The following is a 19,620-nucleotide window of genomic DNA, read 5'->3' as shown; positions in this document are numbered from 1 at the left end:
CAGCAGTCAATTGCCGCTCAGCCGTTTGGCGCGCAGCAATGGCTTTGGACAGCGCTGAACGTAGATCATCTATGTCTGAATTTTGCGCGATCGCCTCAGCTTCTTGTAAAGCGACTTTCAAGCTCTCAAGCCGCAACAAGGCCGTTTGCAACTCCTGTTGACTTGCCGCATCGCGTGCGCTCACAGCTTCCAACTCATCTTGCGAACGCGCCTGCGCCAATCGCGCCGCCTCAAGTGCCAACAAAGCCGTCGTCAGCTCGTCGTCCAAGGTTTTCTCAACGCTCTGCGCTGCGGCCAAAAGCGCCAGGGTTTCCTCGGCTTTTTTGCGTTGATCGTTCAATTGCAAAGTCAAAGAGGATATTGCCGCTTCACTCTCTTCAAGATCAGCCCGCAGTTTTTCGGCTGCCGCTGCCATGGACAATTGTTCGAGTTCTTTCTGGTTCAATGCCGCCTCTGCAACCTCCAAACGTTCGCGCAAAAAGGCCGCAGACACGCGGTTGAGCTCTTCGTCACTCAATGCCTCCGCCAATTCTTCTGCCCGGCGACTCAGCTCTTGATTGTCCTGCTCAAGACCGGCTGCACGTTCCTGCTGCGAAGCCAAAAGCGCTAGGGTATTGGCAAGGTTCATATTTGTATTCTGCACATCGCGGCGCAAATCTGCCAGCATCTCATCCATGAGTTCGCGTTGGCGTTGCGCCAGCGCAGCCTGCTCAGTCTGCGCTGCAATTGTCGCCTGCGCCACCAGCAATGATTGCTGCAAACTGGCCTTGTCCGCATCCAGCGTCGCCAGTTCTTCACGGCGCATCGCCTCAGTGTTGATCAGCTCCTGGAGCCGGGCCTCAAAATCTGCAATGGTGGCTTCCGCAGTAGATTTTTCATCCTGCAGCGCACTGATTTGCGCCTCTGCATCTGCAATGCGCGCCGTATCTTGCAGCGATTGGGCCAGCAGCAGGGTCAATTGCGCTTCCAGCTCCGTAATTTGCCCTTCTGATTGGGTTTGTTCGCGCAAAAGCGAAGCCACTTGCGTTTCGAAATCTAGGATCGTGCCCTCCGACTGGAGTTGCTGTGTTTGAAGTTGCGACACTTGGAGTTTGAACTGCTCAATTTCGCCTTCCGCCCGCTGTTGCAGGGCCAACAAATTGGCCACCTGTATCTCGAAATCATTAATCCGTGCTGTGGCCGCCATGAGGTCTGCGGCACGCGCATCGCGCTCGGCAGTCAAAGTTGCTATAAGGCCCAATTGCCTTTCCCCGTCTGCCTGCGCTGCGGCAAGCTGATCGTCGAGCTTGGCAACTTGCAAAGTGAGATCAGAGGCCGCTGCGCGCTCCAGACCCAAAGCATCGCCCAGGGCCAAAATCTGCCCTTCCAAATCCTCCAATTGCGCATTTTTTTGGGCGATATCGATGTTGAGTTCGTCGAGCATCGCCCCCTGCCCTTTGATGGTTTGCTGCAATACAAATTGCATCACCACAAAGATCGTGAGCACAAACATCAAGACCAGCAGCAAGCCAGTCATCGCATCGACAAACCCCGGCCAGATAGAGGCTTGGAACCTTGCGCCAGTGCGTCGAGAAAGTGCCATCGCGCGCGCCTAGCTCTGATCGCGACTTGTGGGCTTGGCCAAGGCCCTGATGGCCTTTGTCAGATTGGCCAGATCACTGCGAATTTCAGATAGGCTTTCATGCCGGCCACTTGAGACTTCCTCCAGCACGCGCAGCATCTGCACATCAATCGACCGCAGGCGCATCCGGCTCTCCGCATCCATACCATCACCGCCGCCGCCTTCTCCCATCCGCGCGATCATCCGCTCTTGGCTGGCCGCCACACGTTCAAGCGCTTCGGTCTGCCCCTGATCGAGTTTCTGAGTGAGCTTCTCCAAACTCGCTGTCATCGCCATCAAATGCGCCTGCACATGAGCCTGATCTTGCCCAGTCTGGGCATACATCCGCGCGATACCGTCCATTTGCTCAGACATCTGCTCCATCATCGCGCCCAGCATGGTGTTCTGCGCGCCCTCTTCGCCCTCGCCACCCGAGAAACCCACCCGAGTGATGGTCGATAACCATTCTTCCAATTCTCCGTAAAAGCGGTTTTGCCCACGGCCCGAAAACACCTCAAGCAGGCCGACAATCAGCGAACCTGCCAGACCCAATAAGGAGGAGGCAAAGGCCACGCCCATCCCGTCCAGCTGCCCTTCAAGACCCACCTGTAGGCGGGAGAAAATGTCCACCGCGCTTTCATTTTCCGCCGGGGTCAGAGATTGAATGGTCGCCACCAATGCCGGGACGGTGGTCGCCAGACCATAAAACGTGCCCAACAAACCAACCAGGATCAGCGTATTGGTGATATAGCGGGTCAATTCGCGCTGCTCATCAATCCGAGTTGAAACTGATTCCAAAATAGACCGCGAAGAGGCAGAGCCCAATTGCGTCCGCGCGCCACGCCCCCGCAGCAAGCTGGCCAGGGGCAAAAGCAATTGCGGCGGCTTGGCCTCCTCATGCCCCTCGCGCTGGCTGGCAAAGCCTTCGATCCATTGCACGGAATAGATCAGCGACAACACCTGGTGAAAACAGGTCGCCACGCCGATGAGAAACACAAAGAGAATAAAGCCGTTGAGATAGGGATTGGCCCAAAAGGTTGGCCCAACGCTGGGATAGGCCAGATAGCCCAAGCCCATGACCCCGCCGACAATGGCCAGCATGGTGAGGATTTGACTAAACGGCTGCGAGAACTGAGGCGTTTGATCTCGGCGGATATGATCCATATCTGTAGTCCTGCCCTAAAATTCTAAGTGTATAAGTTTACTGCGCACGGCCCTTTAAGCCAAGCGGTTATGCACAATTAGTTAAGTTTGCGACTTTCTCCGCCAAATAATCCAATTGCGGATCCGGAATGCCCAAATCATGCAACATTTCAGCGGTTTTAAACAGGTATTCCGGGTTCGGGCCGCGCCCGCCTACGGCACCTGCGATGATCTGGGCCTGCTGATCCAGCCCGTAGCGGCAATATTGCGCATGATCGCGGTCCACCACATAAGTTACGGCCTGCACGATACGCCCATCGGCCAAAGGCAGGTCCACCCATTTTTCCACATAGGCCGATGAAATCAGCTCTCGCGCGCGCAGCTCTTGCAGCACATGCTCTGCCGCGCGCTCATGCACCCGCAGGGCCAGCCCAGCGCAGACCTCCGACGGCTCTGCCGCATCCAGCGCGAGCACCAAGCCCGGATCCTCAGGCGTGCCGCGATGATGGATCGAGAGCATGCAAAACGAGCGCCGATAGCCCGGCAAATCCGCGCGCACCTGCTCGGCGGCCTCAAACCCAGGGTTCCAAAGCAAGGAGCCATAGCCAAACACCCACATTTTTACTGCCCTCCGGCCTGCCTCAGATGACGCAGCCTATACGCCCTATTTCGCGGCAATAAAATACCCCACGCACATCCCGCGCCCTTGGCGCTTTATAGAGGGTGGCCCGCGTATATGATAGGGAAATCTGGCATAGAATATTGAGCCAAAAGCAGATTTTGAAAAGCTATTTGGGAGGAAGGAATGACGCACACAGCACCAGAAAACCCATGGTGGCAAGTGGCGGTTTGAAGCGCTCTTTATGCGGCGTATTTCATGGCAACCTACACGCTGCATCTGGGCATGGAGCGAATGGATTTTGCGCTCCGCGTCATGGGGCTTTCTGTTGCGAATTTATGTTCCGTCTTTGGATTTCACCGGCGGTGTCCCAGTGATCTTTTGGCAGATCGGGCGACGGGCGCGATCGGCTCTAGCTTTTCTGGCGGCCAAAATCCGGCGCATCGGTGTCTTGGCCCGCATCTATGATGCCCCGGCGGATGGCGCGGGTTCGGGTGAAATAATCATGCAGCATCTCACCATCGCCAGTTCGGATCGCCCGTTGCAGCGCGAAAAGCTCTTCGGTGAAGCGCCCGAGGATCTCTAAAGTCGCGTCCTTATTGGTCAAAAACACATCGCGCCACATGGTCGGATCACTGGCCGCGATGCGGGTGAAGTCACGAAAGCCGGTGGCGGAAAAATTAATCACCTCTGAATTCGTCACCCGGTGCAGATCGTCCGCCACACCCACCATCGTATAGGCGATCAAATGCGGTGCGTGGCTGGTCACCGCCAGCACAAGATCGTGGTGGTCAGGATCCATTTCTTCGACCTTCGCCCCCAGCGCCTGCCAATAGCGCGACAGTTGCGCCACAGCCGAGGCATCGGCGCCGTCGGGGGTCAAAAGACACCAGCGATTGTCAAACAGCTCGGCAAAACCCGCCCTTGGCCCAGAATGCTCGGTGCCCGCCAGCGGATGGCCCGGCACAAAATGCACCCCCGGCGGCACATGTGGCGTAACCGCCTCCACCACCGCACATTTCACCGAGCCCACATCCGTGATCGTAGCACCCGGCTTGATATAGGGGGCCGCCTCAGCCATCACCGTCCCCATCGCGCCCACCGGCAAGCAAAGCACCACCAGATCCGCCTCACGCACCGCACTGGCCAGATCATCGCAGACCATATCGCATAGGCCAATCTCGCGGGCCGTGGCGCGGGTCTGTTCGGAGCGCGCATAGCCTGTCACATGCGCACCCATACCCGCTCGGCGCATCGCCCAGAACATCGACGAGGCAATCAACCCCAAGCCAATAAAGGCCACGCGATCATAGCTCATGACTGTTTCTCCAAAAAGCTCTGCACCGCCTGCACCACCCGCGCGCAGCCCGCCATATCCGGCACTGTGATGCGCAAACACTGCGGCAATCCATAGCTGCCGACCCGGCGGACAAGAATGCCAAGGCTTTGCAGATAGTCATCGCACGCCTCCGCCTGCGCTTGATCTGAAAAGCGGGCCAGAATGAAATTCGCGTCTGACCTGTCAGAGGCCACGCCCAGCGCGGCCAGCTCCTTGGCCAAATGGGCGCGGGCCGCATTGTTTTGCACCCGGTGTTGAATGACGAATTCATGATCGCGTACCGCCGCCTCACCGGCGGCCAATGCTGGGGCGGAAATATTGAACGGCCCGCGAACGCGATTGAGCACATCAATGATATGTTGCGGCCCATAGCCCCAGCCCACGCGCAATCCGCCCAGCCCGTACATTTTGGACAGGGTGCGCAGCATGACCACATTGTCATTCGCCTCCACAAACCCGGCGCCACCATCCCAACCTTCCACATAATCGGCATAGGCCCCATCGAGCACGATCACGACAGTCTTCGGCGTTTTCGCAATCAACTCCGCAAGATCTGCATCCGAAATTTTTGTCCCCGTCGGATTGCCGGGATTGGCAATAAAGATCATGCCGGTGCGCGGGGTGATGGCGTCCAAAATCGCCTGCACGTCCACATGCCGCTCGGCCTCTGGCACCCTGACAATGCGCCCGCCCGCGGCCATGGCATAAAGGCGGTACATCAAAAACCCATGCTCTGTATGAATGACCTCCACCTCCGGGCCTGCATAGGCCTGGCATAGAAAGCTGATGATCTCATCGGATCCACAGCCGCAGATAATCCTCTGGCTATCCAAACCATGCAGATCCGCCAAAGCCGCACGCAGCTCGCTGTGATCGGAGGATGGATAGCGATGCAAAGTACTGGCCGCCTCCGCAAGCGCCTGTTGCGCCGACGCAGGTGGACCATTGGGGTTTTCGTTTGAGGACAATTTGAGAATATCCTGCACGCCCTGCACAGAGGATTTTCCACCGACATAAAGCTCAATATCCAAAATTCCAGGCTGAGGTTGTGGCTGTGTCATCTGATATTCCCTTCTGCCGCCCTTCTAACGTCAATCTCAAGCAGTTCCAGCGGTTTTTGAATGGCCAATGCCGCACCACGCCTGCCCCGCGAAACACTGTGACGAAATGCGGAGCGGTGTAAACTGGGCATATCGCCCCAAATAAAAAAGCCGCGGCGGTGTCCCGTCGCGGCTTTCGAAACTTGATCTGGCAAAGATTAGTTCTTCGCGTAAAATTCCACCACGAGGTTCGGTTCCATAACCACAGGATAGGGCACGTCGCCAAGACCTGGGGTGCGCACGAAAGTCGCGGTCATCTTGCTGTGATCTGCATCGATGTAATCTGGCACATCGCGCTCAGCCAATTGCGTGGCTTCGAGCAAAGCGGCCATTTGCTTGGAGCGATCACGCACCTCAATCACGTCGCCTTCAGATACGCGATATGACGCAATATTCACCTTCTTGCCGTTCACACGCACATGACCGTGGTTCACGAACTGGCGGGCTGCAAAAACTGTCGCCACGAATTTCGCACGATAAACTACAGCATCCAAACGACGCTCCAGAAGACCTATCAATTGCTCACCTGTGTCGCCTCTGAGACGCTCAGCTTCGGCATAGATGCGGCGGAATTGTTTCTCGGTCAAATCGCCATAGTAGCCTTTCAGCTTTTGCTTTGCGCGCAGCTGTGTGCCGAAATCAGACAGTTTGCCTTTGCGGCGCTGACCGTGCTGACCGGGGCCATACTCACGACGATTGACGGGTGATTTAGGACGACCCCAGATGTTTTCGCCCATCCGGCGGTCAATTTTGTATTTGGCAGCGGTACGTTTTGTCACCGGCTGATCTCCTTCGATAAAGTCGAAGCCCAACATGGGCCACTATGAAGGGCGTTGTCCTTTGGGCGAACCCCGACAGGCATCCCCTTGCGGGGGCCACCAACACCAATGAGGCGCGGATGCCAGTCCTGATGGGGGATGTCAAGGCCCAAGAGGAACGCCTTACGACGTTCCTCTGTCATCCATCGCTCTTAAAAGCTTATGGAGCCTGCAGGGCCCTGCGTCCACGTCTCTGTGAGATCCAAAATCCCATCGGTGGCGTCTGTCCCTGCCATGTCACTGCTCAGTCTTGCGCTGCTTTATCACAGTGGTAGCAGAGGTGATTCGCCTTGTGAATCCCCCTTGTGACTTTTTTCGACGCGCGCATGCCCAAGCAAATCAGAGCGTTTAAGACGGCTTTCGCTTCGGCTTACCTGGATCAAACTTGCGCGTGTCAAGGCGCCCGCCTGGCGCGCCGCCTTTGGGCTTTCCCGAGGCTGGTTTGTTTGCCGACTTGCCACCCGACTTAGCACCGGGCTTGCCATGCGATTTGCCCACAGCGGGTTTGCCCGCACCCGGTTTCCCGCTGCCAGTTTTTTTCTTGAAACTCTCAACCACCCCGTCAGGGCGGCGTTGCGCCTCAGTCTTGGATTTAAATTTGGGCTTGCCGTCACTGGATTTGGGCTTGCGGGTTTTAGGTTTTGGCGCATCGTTCCAATCTATCGGTCCGCTTGGCTTGTCCACAGGCGGCTTTTTGTCTGAACGCGATTTTGGTGCACTTGACCGCTCATAGGGCACATCAGCCGGCGGCGCTTTAAGTTCCGTCACCACTGCATCATCCTCGACAGTCATATTCGGACCCAAGGCTTTTTTGAACCCGTCAACGCTGGAGAGTTTTACCTCAAAAAACGAGGCGTCGGGATGAATTTTGATCGCGCCAATGTCATGTTTGGTCAACCCACCGGCGTTACAAATCATCGGCAAAAGTCGTCCCGGCAATGTGCCAGAAGCCCGGCCGCCGGGAATGGAGAACCAGACTGTTGGGCCAAAATCTGCAACGCGACGTGGCTTGGCCTCCTTGGCCTCGCGCGCATCTACCGCAGAAAGCTCTTCTGGAGCCGATTGCTTGGCTGAATAAACCCGCAAGAAAGCCGCGGCCACCTGAGTGGGCGAAAAATGCGACAAAAGCTCCTCGACCGCCACCTGATCGGTGGCTGAAATTTCCTGATGCCAGGCAGGATCTTCCAAAAGCCGGGCCCGATCCTTGGCTGTCACCTGATCCGAGGAGGGTGGCAGGGCCCATTCTGCCTTTACCTTCGCCCCTTGCAAAATGCGCTCTGCCTTGCGCCGTGCCGAGGGGGGTACGATCAGCGCGGAAATCCCTTTTCGTCCAGCCCGGCCCGTACGGCCAGAACGATGCATCAAAGTTTCAAAATTGCTCGGCAATTCCGCATGGACCACCAAATCCAAATTTGGCAGGTCAATCCCGCGTGCCGCCACATCGGTGGCCACACAAATCCGCGCCCGGCCATCGCGCATGGCCTGCAAGGCATGCGAGCGTTCCGCTTGGCTCAATTCGCCCGACAGGCTGACCACAGAAAAACCACGGTTGGACAGTCGCGTGGTCAGGCGACTGACCATAACCCGCGTATTGGCGAAAACCAAAGCATTCGGAGCTTCATAGAAGCGCAACACGTTGATGATGGCATTTTCCACGTCTCGCGCAGCCACGTTCAAGGCGCGGTACTCGATATCCGTGTGCTGGGATTTTTCCGCAACGGTCGACACGCGCTGTGCGTTTCTTTGATAGGATTTTGCCAAAGTGGCGATGGATTTTGGCACAGTGGCGGAAAACATCAACGTGCGGCGCGACTCTGGCGCGTGACCAAGGATGAACTCCAGATCTTCCTTGAAGCCCAAATCAAGCATTTCGTCAGCCTCATCGAGCACCACCGCCCGCAGCTCGGACAAATCAATCGAACCCCGCATGATGTGATCGCGCAAACGGCCCGGCGTGGCCACAACGATATGCGCCCCGCGGGCCAAAGCACGACGCTCGTCGCGCATATCCATCCCGCCCACACAAGACGCCATTGTCACCTGCGCCTCGCCATAAAGCCAGTGCAGCTCGCGCTTGACCTGCAAGGCGAGCTCGCGGGTCGGGGCAATGATCAAAGCCAAAGGATTGGCCGCGCGGTCAAAAACTTCGTTACCGCCCAAAAGGCTGTCACCAATGGCCAGACCAAAACCAACCGTCTTCCCGGATCCTGTTTGGGCCGAGACCAATAGATCGGCCTGTGCCAGTTCTGGTGCGGTAACGGCCATTTGAACGGGCGTCAAAGTGTCATAGCCGCGCTTTTGCAGCGCGTCAGCTAGAGCTTGTTTCACGAGTGTCTCTTTCTATGTCATGCGGGCGCTACAGCCCCCCATGGACCGACCAACCCCCGTTCGGCGCCTAAAGGCCACCATACCAGAGCGCCGATAGGCGGTTTTGCACCAGAAGTATAGAGCGGGCGTAAATTAGAGGCCCGCACCTGCGCGGCGCCGTCTTCGGCGCTTATGCGCCGCAAACAAAAGTGGCGCGAGACATCGGCGATAAATCACAGAGGAGATCGCCTTAATGGGTTTGAAATTAACAATTGGGGCCAAGATCCAAAAATAAGGCAATTGCCGCCAAATCGCCACAAAGGCCTCAACACCAACCGAGATCTGCGCACCGCGCCGAACGTGCAGCTGTTTGGCAGCTTGATCCTCGCTCAGGCCCCAATCTGCCGCCGTTTCAGCGGTGATTTCAACATAGGTCAAATCATCGCCAGAGATCCGCTTGTAATGCTCGATCTCTCGACGGCAAATCGGGCATTCAGCATTATAAAGAACTTCTAATTGGGCCATTGGATCTCTGCTCGCTGCTTCGTCTTGTCACCCATGAGATAGGTCATCGCATGGCCAGGTCCAGCCGCAGAACCGGCCCAGCCTTGTGAAGAAGATCAGCAGGCCGGGCCTATAGAATTCAGCCGCATTTCGAAAAGCCGCAGCTGCCGCATGTCATGCAGCCTTCGACCATGCGCAAATCAAACTGACCGCAACTTGAACAGGCGCCGCCCCTGCTCTCTTGGAGGTTGACCACTTCGGCTTGCGGATCGGATTTCAGACCCATGCCTTCGCCGGACAAAAACCCCGTGACCACCATGTGATGTTCAATCACCCCGCCGATAGCGGCCAGAATCGAGGGGATATATTTCCCATCCACCCAAGCCCCACCGCGTGGATCGAAGACCGCCTTCAACTCTTCAACCACAAAGCTGACATCACCGCCGCGCCGGAACACTGCCGAGATCATCCGCGTGAGCGCCACGGTCCAGGCAAAATGCTCCATGTTCTTGGAATTGATGAACACTTCAAAGGGCCGGCGATGCCCATTGAGCAACAGATCATTCACAGTAATATAAAGCGCATGCTCGCTGTCGGGCCATTTCACCTTATAGGTTTGCCCTTCCAACGCTTCGGGGCGGCTCAAAGGCTCACTGATATAGACAACATCGGCGCCTGTATCGGCCTCGGGTGCTTTCTCGCCTTCCTCTGACACAGATAAAACAGACCCGGTCACAGCATTGGGCCGATAGGTGGTGCAGCCTTTGCACCCTTGATCCCAAGCGGCCATATAAACGTCTTTGAAGGCCTCAAAGCTGATATCCTCGGGGCAGTTGATGGTTTTCGATATAGAACTGTCGATCCATTTCTGCGCCGCAGCCTGCATCCGTACATGTTCGAGAGGCGCCAGGGTTTGCGCGTTCACGAAGTAATTGGGAAGCTCTGCATCACCCATCTTTATCGCGCCACATTTGCACGGCATAGTCGATCACTTCTTCTTCTGTTCGCGTGCCATCTTTTTGCAGAACTTTGCGCGTGTAGGCATAGGCAAAAACCGGCTCGATCCCAGAAGACACATTGCCGGCATAAAGGCTGATTGTTCCGGTGGGAGCAATGCTGGTCAACAAGGCGTTGCGAATGCCATGTTCTGCGATCGCATCGCGCACATCAGCGTCCATCTGCTCCATCGCGCCGCTTGTGAGATAGCCCACAGCGTCGAAGAGCTCAAACGCCCCCTTTTCCTTCGCCAGCTCAACCGAGGCCAGATAGGCTGCTCGGGCGATTTGATGCATCCAAGCCTCCGTCTGAGCCGCGGCCTCCACGGAGCCATAACGCAGCCCAACCATAAGCAACGCGTCCGCAAGCCCGGTGACCCCAAGGCCAATCCGCCGCTTGGCCTCTGCCTCGCGTTGTTGGGCCTCCAGAGGAAAGCGGCTGGCATCCACCACATTGTCCATCATCCGAACCGCGGTTGCGACCAAATCAGACAAGACCGCCTCATCCAGCGCCGCCTGCTCTCCAAAAGGATCAGAGACCAAACGGGCCATATTGATAGATCCCAGCAAACAGGCACCATAGGGTGGCAACGGTTGCTCACCGCAAGGGTTGGTGGCCGCAATGGTTTCGCAATAATTGAGGTTATTGGCCTGATTGATACGGTCAATAAAGATCACGCCTGGTTCGGCAAACTCAAAAGTGGAGTTCATAATTTGATCCCAAAGCTCGACCGCCCGAAGGGTCTGATAAACCTCCCCTTCAAAAACCAAGTCCCAAGGATCATCCGCCTTAACCGCGGCCATAAAAGCATCCGTGACCAAAACCGAGACGTTGAACATCCGCAAACGCGCAGGATCGCGTTTTGCGGTGATGAAATCCACAATATCGGGGTGATCACAGCGCATGGTCGCCATCATAGCGCCGCGCCGGCTTCCAGCCGACATAATCGTGCGGCACATCGCGTCCCACACATCCATAAAGGACAAAGGACCAGAAGCATCCGCAGCAACGCCCTTAACCTTCGCCCCTTTCGGACGAATGGTCGAGAAATCATATCCAATGCCGCCACCTTGCTGCATCGTCAGCGCAGCCTCTTTCAGCATGTCAAAAATCCCGCCCATACTATCGGGAATTGTGCCCATGACAAAGCAATTGAACAAAGTCACACTGCGCTCTGTGCCCGCACCGGCGGTGATCCGCCCCGCTGGCAAGAATTTGAAATCTGACAAAGCATCATAGAACTTTGGCTCCCACTCAGCCGGCGCAGTTTCTACGGCGGCCAAGGCCTGCGCGATGCGCCGCCAGCTGTCCTCGACGGTGGTATCAATCGGCGTTCCATCCGCTTGTTTGAAGCGGTATTTCATATCCCAGATTTGTTCGGCGATTGGAGCTGTAAAGCGTGTCATGGCTCGTCCCATCTATAAGCGCAAGAGTAGGAAACAAAGCTAGCCCGCACGCGTTAAAAGGTCAACTTGTATCCCCGGCTCGAATCTGATCTTTTGCAAAACATACACAATATATGGGGTGGCGAGTTGTCGAAATACATAAACTTAGTAAAACTCAGCGTCGGCACCGAGTCGATTGAGGGTCTGCGCGCTTGGCAGTCCAGCCCTATGGCTCAGACCCGCGACGGACTGCCGCGCCATGTCACCCGCATGTGGCCAAAACGCAGTGAAGAGCTGCTTGCAGGCGGTTCAATCTATTGGATTATCAAGGGCGCAATTCTGTGCCGCCAAAAGCTGATCCGCCTAGACGAGGCCATCGGTTCAGACGGCATTCGCCGCTGTGCGATTGTCACAGATCCCGAGCTGATCGCTGTGGCCGCCACTCCCAAACGGGCCTTTCAAGGCTGGCGCTACCTGCAGCCAAATGACGCGCCCTCAGATTTGGCCCAAGCCCGGCCCAACGATGACAGGCTGCCAGCTGAAATGCAGGCAGCTTTGGCCGCTATCGGTATCTTATGATCGTTATTGCGCGCTGATTTTCCGGATCAACGGCCCGCAATCGCCACCAGCGCTGTGCGATTTCCAGAGGGTCGCTTGAGATTTCAAGACCAAACCATCTTCCAATATTCGTAAGTGATTGGCCTCGATCGTCGCGCCAGTGCTTGTGATATCTGCGATGGCTTCGGCAGTCTCATTCTTCACCGCTCCCTCAGTCGCGCCTTGACTGTCCACCAATTGGTAATCTGCCACACCCTGCGCGGTCAAAAACTGTCGCACCAAGCGGTGATATTTTGTGGCGATGCGCAAGCGAAATCCGTGGTCAGCCCGGAACCGGGCTGCGACTGCATCAAGATCATGCAATGAGGTCACATCGCGCCAGCAGGCCGGCACGGCGATAATCAGATCTGCAAAGCCAAAGCCCATCTCAGCCACAGGTTCGACCACATCTGCCCAATGGACTAGTTTCTCATGCACCAAATCCGTGCCTGTCACCCCGAAGTGAATGCGGCCAGCGGCCAATTCGCGCGGGATCTCTCCAGCAGAAAGCAACACAAGCTCAACCCCATCGACTCCCTCAACCTGGCCGACATATTCGCGATCCGAGCCAGATTTCGACAGCTGAACCCCGCGTTCCGCGAACCAGTCAAAGGTCTCTTGCATCAACCGCCCCTTGGAGGGCACGCCAAGTTTCAACATGATAAGCGCCCCTTCGTGGCCCGCAGGCTATATTCAGGTCGAATAATGCCGCCCACAGCCGGCACCGCACAGCCCTGCCCCAATACACGGGTCAAAGCATCATAGCGCCCGCCGGAGGCAACGGCGGGCCAGCCGGGCTCTGCGGCATAAAACCCAAACACAAACCCATCGTAATATTCCATGGCCGTGAGACCGTAGGCCGCCTCAAAACCGATGGGCGCCACATCCATCCCTGCCGCATCAAGAGCCTTGATCCGTGCGGCCACATGCGCGACCGCAGGGCCAATGGAGGGCAATCGGCTGGTGAGTGCCTGCAAAAGCTTCAATGCCTCCGGCAATTTGCCCCGGATTGCCAATAGATCGGTCAAAGCCTCAATCTCGGCAGCGGGAATGGGCGGAGCGGTGGCCTCTTCTTCCAATTGAGCCAATCTTTCTTGCACATCCTGAGCGCTGCGCAGACCAATCTGCTGACCGTCTGCCCCTAAAGTTTTAGGCGCCACAGGCTGCGAGAACCGAGCCAGCAAGGACTGAAACCGCAAAGGCCGCCAAATATGACGCCGCAAGGCGGCTTTTCGCGCGTCAGAAGTGCTCAGCCCGTCAATGGCCGCGCGCAAAAGCCCCACATCACCGGTTGAGGCTGTCAAATCCAAGGGCGCAAGAATTTGGTGAAACAATCCGAAAACCTCAGCCTCGATCGCCTCAGGCGCACTGCGGTCGAACACTTCATACCCCACTTGCTCGCTCTGCGCCTCGCGGCCCGTCGCACTGTCTTGATAGCGAAAGACCGGTCCAGCGTAGGTATAACGGGCCGGTTCTGCGCTCACGGCCATGTGGCGTTGCACCACAGGAACGGTAAAATCTGGCCGTAGCATCTGCTCACCGCGCAAGGGATCTGAGGTCACATAAGCGCGCGCGCGAATATCTTCGCCATATAGGTCGAGCAAGACATCGGCTGGTTGCAAAATATCTGCCTCTACCCGCACGGCACCATTGGCCTCAAAAGCTGCCAAAAGACGTGCAGTTTCGGCGCGGAGCTGGCTCATTGCCCCGCGACCTGTGCCGCCAGCATCTCACGCACCTTATCCACAAGCTGCATGCGCGGCGCTTCAATTTGACTGGGCCGGGCCTTCCATTCTTCTAAGCTGGCCTCTTTGGCCAATTGCGCACCGAGGATCAGATCCTTAATCTGCACAATCCCAGCCGCTTTCTCATCACCGCCTTCGATAATGGCGATTGGGCTGTTGCGATTGTCCGCATATTTCAACTGAATACCAAAATTCTTCGGGTTGCCCAAATAAACTTCGGCCCGAATGCCCGCGGCGCGCAGTTCTGTTGCCATCGCTTGGTAGTCGCCCATGCGCGCCCTGTCCATCACCGTGATGACCACGGGTCCGGGCTGCGTATTTTGCATTTGGCCCTTCATCCGCAATGCCGCCAAGAGCCGGTCAACACCAATTGAAACGCCTGTTGCCGGCACTTCTTGCCCGGTGAACCGCTTGACCAAATCGTCATAACGCCCCCCGCCTGCCACCGAGCCAAATCGCCGGGGACGGCCTTTTTCATCCTTGATTTCAAAGGTCAATTCGGCTTCATAGACGGGACCAGTGTAATAGCCCAAACCGCGCACAACCGATGGGTCTAGCACGATGCGATCCGCGCCATAGCCCTGGGTTGTGACCAGCTCAGAGATCTGTTGCAGCTCATCCACACCAGCCTCTCCTATGGTCGACCCTGCGACCAGACCGCGCAAATTGCTCAAAGTTTCCGCATTGGTGGCGCCCAGCGCCTGCATGAAGCCCAAGACCACCTCAGCCTGTTTTGCGGCCAGACCCGCACCTTGGGTGAAATCTCCACTGTCATCTTTGCGGCCCGCACCCAGCAACGCCTGCACACCCTCCAGCCCCAAACGATCCAGCTTATCGATCGCCCGCAGCACGGTTCCGCGCTCCGCGGTAAATTTCTCGGAATCCAAAGGATCCAAAATACCAGCCACTTCCATGACACCATTCAGGACTTTGCGATTGTTCACGCGAATAATGTAGTCGCCACGCGCGATGCCCACCTGTTCCAACGTATCAGACAGCATCGTGCAAATCTCTGCATCTGCGGCCATGCTGGCAGATCCGACCGTATCAGCATCACATTGATAAAACTGACGAAACCGACCATGGTCGGGTTTTTCATTGCGCCAAACCGGCCCCATAGCAAAGCGACGATAGGGGCTGGGCAGTTCATTGCGGTACTGGGCGTAGACCCGCGCGAGAGGCGCGGTCAAATCATAGCGCAACGCCAGCCAATCGTCATCTTCTTGCCAAGCAAAGACACCTTCATTCGGTCGATCCACATCGGGCAAAAATTTACCCAAAGCCTCAACGGTTTCGACTGCGCTGCTTTCCAGCTGCTCAAATCCGTAGAGGTGATACACATCTGCAATGCGCCGCAGCATCTCCGCCCGCTCGGACACATCCGCGCCAAAGTAATCGCGAAACCCTTTTGGCGGCAGCGCTTTTGGTTTGGGTGCTTTTTTCTGTTTGGCCATGATCAACCCCTATGTCTTAGCCTGCATTTAACCGCCCGAGCGCCGGGGGGCAACATGCGAGTTGGCCCGCGCAGAAACCCGGGGCAGAAAAAGACGCTTGATCCTCGCGCGAAGATCCCGCAGATGGCAGGTATGACACAAGCACTAGAAGAACAAATCGCCCATCTGACGCGCACTGTCGAAGATCTCTCTGACGTTGTTGCCAAACAGGATGCCGAGTTGCGGCGTCTCGCTGGGATTGTCGATCTTTTGGCCCAGCGCGCTCGGGATCGTGAGGCCGATGGCGGCGGCGGCGTCATTTTTGGTGATGAACGCCCACCTCATTATTGAGCCGCAAGCCCACGGCGGCTGTCTATAGATCTTCCACCATCAACACGCCTTCAAGGCTTTTCAAAGCGCCTTTGATTTGCGGCGTGACCGGGAACTCCTGGCCCAGCTCCATATCAACCTCTCCAGGCAGGCTGTCATCAAGCAGGCAAAAAGAAATCGGACCCTTAGCGCCCCGCTGGGTGGCGCGGGCCGCCTCCCTTAAAACCGTTGCGACAGGCTCAATCGCAAGCGGTGTGTCGAGATAAATCCGTAATCCCGCGCCACCCGCCTGAGCCACGGCCCCATCAATAGGCTGTACCGAACGGGCTAGCAATTTAAGCTGATCGGCCTCCATGGTCGCCTCAACGCTCAGAACAATCTTCGAGCCGGCTTCAAGATGTTCGCGGGAGACCTCGAGCGTATCGCTGAACATGGTGGCCTCAAAAGCCCCGGTCGTATCGCTCAGTTGCACAAAGGCAAATCGATTGCCACGCGCAGATTTTCGTTCCTGCCGCCCGGCCACAATCCCGGCCAACTTGGCCACCAGCGGGCCGTCCTTGGCTTTTTCACTCAATTGGTCCAGCGTAATGACCCCAGAGCGTTTCAGCGAGGACATATAGTCATCTAGCGGGTGGCCGGACAAATAAAAGCCTATGGCCTTAAACTCTTCTGCCAATTGCACAGCGGGCAACCAATTGGGCACGGGAGATAGGCGCGGTTCAGGCAGATCCTCACCCGCCTCACCAAAGAGGCTTACTTGGCTCGAATTGCGCTGCTCATGCACCGCCGCTGAATAGGCAACAAGATCATCCAAACTGTCAAAGACACGGTGGCGATTTCGGTCCAATTGATCAAAAGCTCCCGCCCGGGCCAGCATCTCCAGGGGTCTTTTGCCCACTCGTTTGAGATCCACCCGCCGAGCAAAATCAAACACGGTTTTAAAAGGCTGATCGCCGCGGCCGTCGGCAATCAACCCCATCGCCTCAACCCCGACATTTTTCAACGCGCCAAGCCCGTAGACCAAAGCCCCATCAGCCACATCAAACCGCGGCTGCGAGCGATTCACGCAGGGCGGAATATAGGCAAGGTTGAGCCCTTTGCGCACTTCGTCAAAATAGATTGCCAACTTATCTGTGAGATGTAGATCGCAATTCATCACCCCGGCCATAAATTCAACCGGGTGATTGGCCTTGAGCCAAGCGGTCTGATAACTCACCACCGCATAGGCGGCCGCATGGGATTTGTTAAAGCCATAGTTGGCGAATTTATCGAGCAAGTCCCAAGTCGCCTTGGCGGTTTTTTCGTCCACCCCATTGCCCGCGGCGCCGGCCAAAAACTTAGGCCGTTCCGCATCCATCGCCTCTTGGATTTTTTTGCCCATCGCGCGGCGCAACAAATCCGCGCCACCCAATGAGTAGCCCGCCATTTGACGGGCAATTTCCATCACCTGCTCTTGGTAGACAATGATGCCCTGCGTCTCATCTAAGATGTGATCAACCGACGGGTGCAGCAACTCACGCTCGCTTAATCGATTTTTGACCTCACAATATTTCGGAATGTTTTCCATCGGCCCCGGCCGATAGAGCGCAACCAAGGCAACGATGTCTTCAATGCAGTTGGGCTTCATGCGCTTTAGAGCGTCCATCATGCCGCTGGATTCCACCTGAAAAACCGCGACCGTTTTAGCTGCGGAATACAGATCATAAGAGGCTTTATCATCCAAAGGTATTGCGCTGATATCGCCCTCGGTCCCGGGTGGCGGCGCATAAAGCTCGCGGCCATCGACCGATTGATGCAGTGGCCGTGAGCGATGGACCAAATCCACCGCATTTTGAATCACCGTCAGCGTCTTGAGGCCCAAAAAGTCAAATTTAACCAGGCCGGCCTGCTCCACCCATTTCATATTAAACTGCGTCGCCGGCATGTCAGAGCGCGGATCTTGATAGAGCGGCACCAATTGATCCAATGGCCGGTCGCCAATGACCACGCCTGCCGCATGGGTTGAGGCGTTTCGCAGCAGCCCTTCGATTTGCTGCCCATAGGTCAACAGTCGATCCACAACCTCTTCTGCCCGAGCTTCCTCGCGCAGACGCGGCTCATCGGCCAGCGCTTTTTCGATGCTCACCGGTTTGACCCCTTCCACGGGGATCATTTTGGACAGGCGGTCAACCTGACCATAGGGCATTTGCAGCACCCGCCCGATGTCGCGCACCGCCGCTTTCGACAACAAGGCCCCAAAGGTGATAATTTGCCCCACCCGATCACAGCCATATTTTTGTTGCACATAACGGATTACCTCTTCGCGCCGATCCATGCAAAAATCGATGTCAAAATCGGGCATTGAAACCCGTTCCGGGTTCAAAAATCTCTCGAACAACAAGCCATACCGAAGAGGATCGAGATCTGTGATCGTCAACGCATAGGCCACCAGGGAACCCGCGCCTGACCCGCGCCCCGGCCCAACTGGGATGTTTTGCGCCTTGGTCCAAGCGATAAAATCTGCCACGATCAAGAAATAGCCGGGAAACCCCATGCCCTCGATGATATCCAGCTCGAAGTCCAGCCGCTTTTGATAGTCCTCTCGTGACACCGCATGGGGGATCACAGCCAAACGGCGCGCCAGCCCCTCATTGGATTGTCGACGCAGTTCTTCCACCTCATCATCGGCAAATTTCGGCAAAATCGGATCGCGTTTGTAGACTTTAAACGCGCAGCGGCGGGCAATTTCCACTGTATTGTCCAGAGCCTCCGGCAGATCTGCAAAGAGCACCGCCATTTCCGCAGGTGATTTGAGGTAATGCTGCGGGGTGAGGCGTCTTCTCGAGCCTTGCTGATCCACATAAGCGCCGTCAGCAATACAGATCAACGCATCATGGGCCTCGTAAATTTCCGGCTTGGGAAAATAGACATCGTTGGTGGCCACCAACGGTAAATCCATCGCATAGGCCATTTCGACCAAGCCTCGTTCGCTCAGCCTTTCAGCCTCGGGCATACGCCCATCTTCGCCAGGATGACGTTGCAGCTCCACATAAAGTCGATCGCCATAGGCCTGCGCCAAGTCGTCAAGTAATGCCTGCGCCTTGGCAGTCTGACCGTTTTGCAGCAATTTTCCCAATGGGCCATTCGGCCCACCTGTGAGGCAGATCACACCCTCCGCATGGTTGGCCAGCTGTGCCATTTGCACCTGTGGCAGCGTGCCGTCACTGTCCAGATAGAGGCAAGAATTGAGCGCCATGAGGTTTTCATAACCCCGTTCATTTTGCGCCAAAAGCACCAAGGCTGCCGGCGCCCGCGGCTTTTCAGTCGCCGCTGCGGGATCATAGGTCAGATCAACTTGGCAGCCAATGATTGGCTGAATACCCGCCTTTGGCGCCGCTTCCGAAAACTCCAGGGCGCAAAACATATTGTTGGTATCTGTCACGGCGACGGCCGGCATGCCCATGGCCCCGACCAAATCTGGCAATTTTTTGAGACGCACAGCCCCCTCAAGCAGGGAATATTCGCTGTGAACGCGCAGATGGATGAATTTTGGATTCTCGGGCATATATCATGGATAAACTGCCGATGCCCCAGCATCCAGAGTAAAACGTTCGGCACAGCACTTTGCCGCCCAAACCACACCGAGACACCTGCGCCACTCAAAGGTCAGATTTTTTCCTTGCCCGACTCACGAAAATAAGAGTTACTTGATCCGCGCTCAGTTT

At 56.4% G+C, this 19,620-nt stretch carries 14 protein-coding genes and 1 pseudogene; 2 read left to right on the top strand and 13 right to left on the bottom strand.

Annotation, left to right across the window (positions count from 1 at the left end; translation table 11 throughout):
- The 9 genes and pseudogenes from ABLW18_RS12215 to ABLW18_RS12175 all read right to left on the bottom strand — a co-directional run.
- On the bottom strand, positions 1-1,582 hold a 1,582-nt coding region (locus tag ABLW18_RS12215), incomplete at its 3' end, for a hypothetical protein (RefSeq protein WP_347825061.1).
- Between the two features lie 9 nt (positions 1,583-1,591).
- A complete protein-coding gene (locus ABLW18_RS12210; RefSeq protein ID WP_347825060.1) occupies positions 1,592-2,764 on the bottom strand; it encodes a biopolymer transporter ExbB in 1,173 nt (390 codons plus the stop codon).
- Positions 2,765-2,831: 67 nt separating this feature from the next.
- The gene (locus ABLW18_RS12205; protein ID WP_347825059.1) at positions 2,832-3,362 is read right to left on the bottom strand and encodes a gamma-glutamylcyclotransferase; all 531 of its coding nucleotides are present in this window, start codon (positions 3,360-3,362) and stop codon (positions 2,832-2,834) included.
- Positions 3,363-3,774: 412 nt separating this feature from the next.
- Positions 3,775-4,680: a prephenate/arogenate dehydrogenase family protein gene (locus tag ABLW18_RS12200; protein WP_347824529.1), complete on the bottom strand. Its 906-nt coding sequence runs from the start codon at positions 4,678-4,680 to the stop codon at positions 3,775-3,777.
- On the bottom strand, positions 4,677-5,762 hold the full coding sequence (hisC, locus tag ABLW18_RS12195; protein WP_347824530.1) for a histidinol-phosphate transaminase: 1,086 nt from the start codon (positions 5,760-5,762) through the stop codon (positions 4,677-4,679). Before hisC ends, ABLW18_RS12200 begins: the two co-directional genes overlap by 4 nt.
- 197 nt (positions 5,763-5,959) lie before the next feature.
- The gene (gene rpsD, locus ABLW18_RS12190; RefSeq protein WP_347824531.1) at positions 5,960-6,580 is read right to left on the bottom strand and encodes a 30S ribosomal protein S4; all 621 of its coding nucleotides are present in this window, start codon (positions 6,578-6,580) and stop codon (positions 5,960-5,962) included.
- A 387-nt stretch (positions 6,581-6,967) separates the two neighbouring features.
- The gene (locus ABLW18_RS12185) at positions 6,968-8,947 is read right to left on the bottom strand and encodes a DEAD/DEAH box helicase (RefSeq protein ID WP_347825058.1); all 1,980 of its coding nucleotides are present in this window, start codon (positions 8,945-8,947) and stop codon (positions 6,968-6,970) included.
- 132 nt (positions 8,948-9,079) lie between these two features.
- Complete coding sequence (locus ABLW18_RS12180; RefSeq protein ID WP_347824533.1) at positions 9,080-9,451, bottom strand: DUF393 domain-containing protein; 372 nt, start codon at positions 9,449-9,451, stop codon at positions 9,080-9,082.
- Between the two features lie 118 nt (positions 9,452-9,569).
- Positions 9,570-11,832: pseudogene (locus ABLW18_RS12175) on the bottom strand (adenosylcobalamin-dependent ribonucleoside-diphosphate reductase).
- Between the two features lie 126 nt (positions 11,833-11,958).
- Here ABLW18_RS12175 and ABLW18_RS12170 point away from each other — a divergent pair.
- Complete coding sequence (locus ABLW18_RS12170) at positions 11,959-12,390, top strand: DUF1489 domain-containing protein (RefSeq protein WP_347825057.1); 432 nt, start codon at positions 11,959-11,961, stop codon at positions 12,388-12,390.
- Positions 12,391-12,393: 3 nt separating this feature from the next.
- Here ABLW18_RS12170 and hisG read toward each other — a convergent pair whose 3' ends face one another.
- The 3 genes from hisG to hisS are packed head-to-tail and all read right to left on the bottom strand — an operon-like array spanning position 12,394 to position 15,607.
- The gene (gene hisG, locus ABLW18_RS12165) at positions 12,394-13,071 is read right to left on the bottom strand and encodes an ATP phosphoribosyltransferase (RefSeq protein ID WP_347825062.1); all 678 of its coding nucleotides are present in this window, start codon (positions 13,069-13,071) and stop codon (positions 12,394-12,396) included.
- Complete coding sequence (locus ABLW18_RS12160; RefSeq protein ID WP_347825056.1) at positions 13,062-14,111, bottom strand: ATP phosphoribosyltransferase regulatory subunit; 1,050 nt, start codon at positions 14,109-14,111, stop codon at positions 13,062-13,064. The genes hisG and ABLW18_RS12160 overlap by 10 nt, the downstream gene beginning before the upstream one ends.
- A complete protein-coding gene (hisS, locus tag ABLW18_RS12155; protein WP_347825055.1) occupies positions 14,108-15,607 on the bottom strand; it encodes a histidine--tRNA ligase in 1,500 nt (499 codons plus the stop codon). Before hisS ends, ABLW18_RS12160 begins: the two co-directional genes overlap by 4 nt.
- Positions 15,608-15,739: 132 nt before the next feature.
- On the opposite strand from hisS, the gene ABLW18_RS12150 reads away from it, so the two are divergent.
- Positions 15,740-15,937, top strand: coding sequence for a SlyX family protein (locus ABLW18_RS12150; protein WP_347825054.1), 198 nt, complete (start codon positions 15,740-15,742; stop codon positions 15,935-15,937).
- A 22-nt stretch (positions 15,938-15,959) separates the two neighbouring features.
- On the opposite strand, the gene dnaE is transcribed toward ABLW18_RS12150, so the two are convergent.
- Entirely contained in the window at positions 15,960-19,460 is a 3,501-nt protein-coding gene (dnaE, locus tag ABLW18_RS12145; protein ID WP_347825053.1) for a DNA polymerase III subunit alpha, read from the bottom strand.
- Between the last annotated feature and the right edge of the window lie 160 nt (positions 19,461-19,620).

The organism is uncultured Planktomarina sp. (assembly GCA_943788425.1).
Classification (GTDB): domain Bacteria; phylum Pseudomonadota; class Alphaproteobacteria; order Rhodobacterales; family Rhodobacteraceae; genus Planktomarina.
Note: the sequence above shows the minus strand (reverse complement) of the source record. Positions and strands in the feature narration are given on the sequence as shown.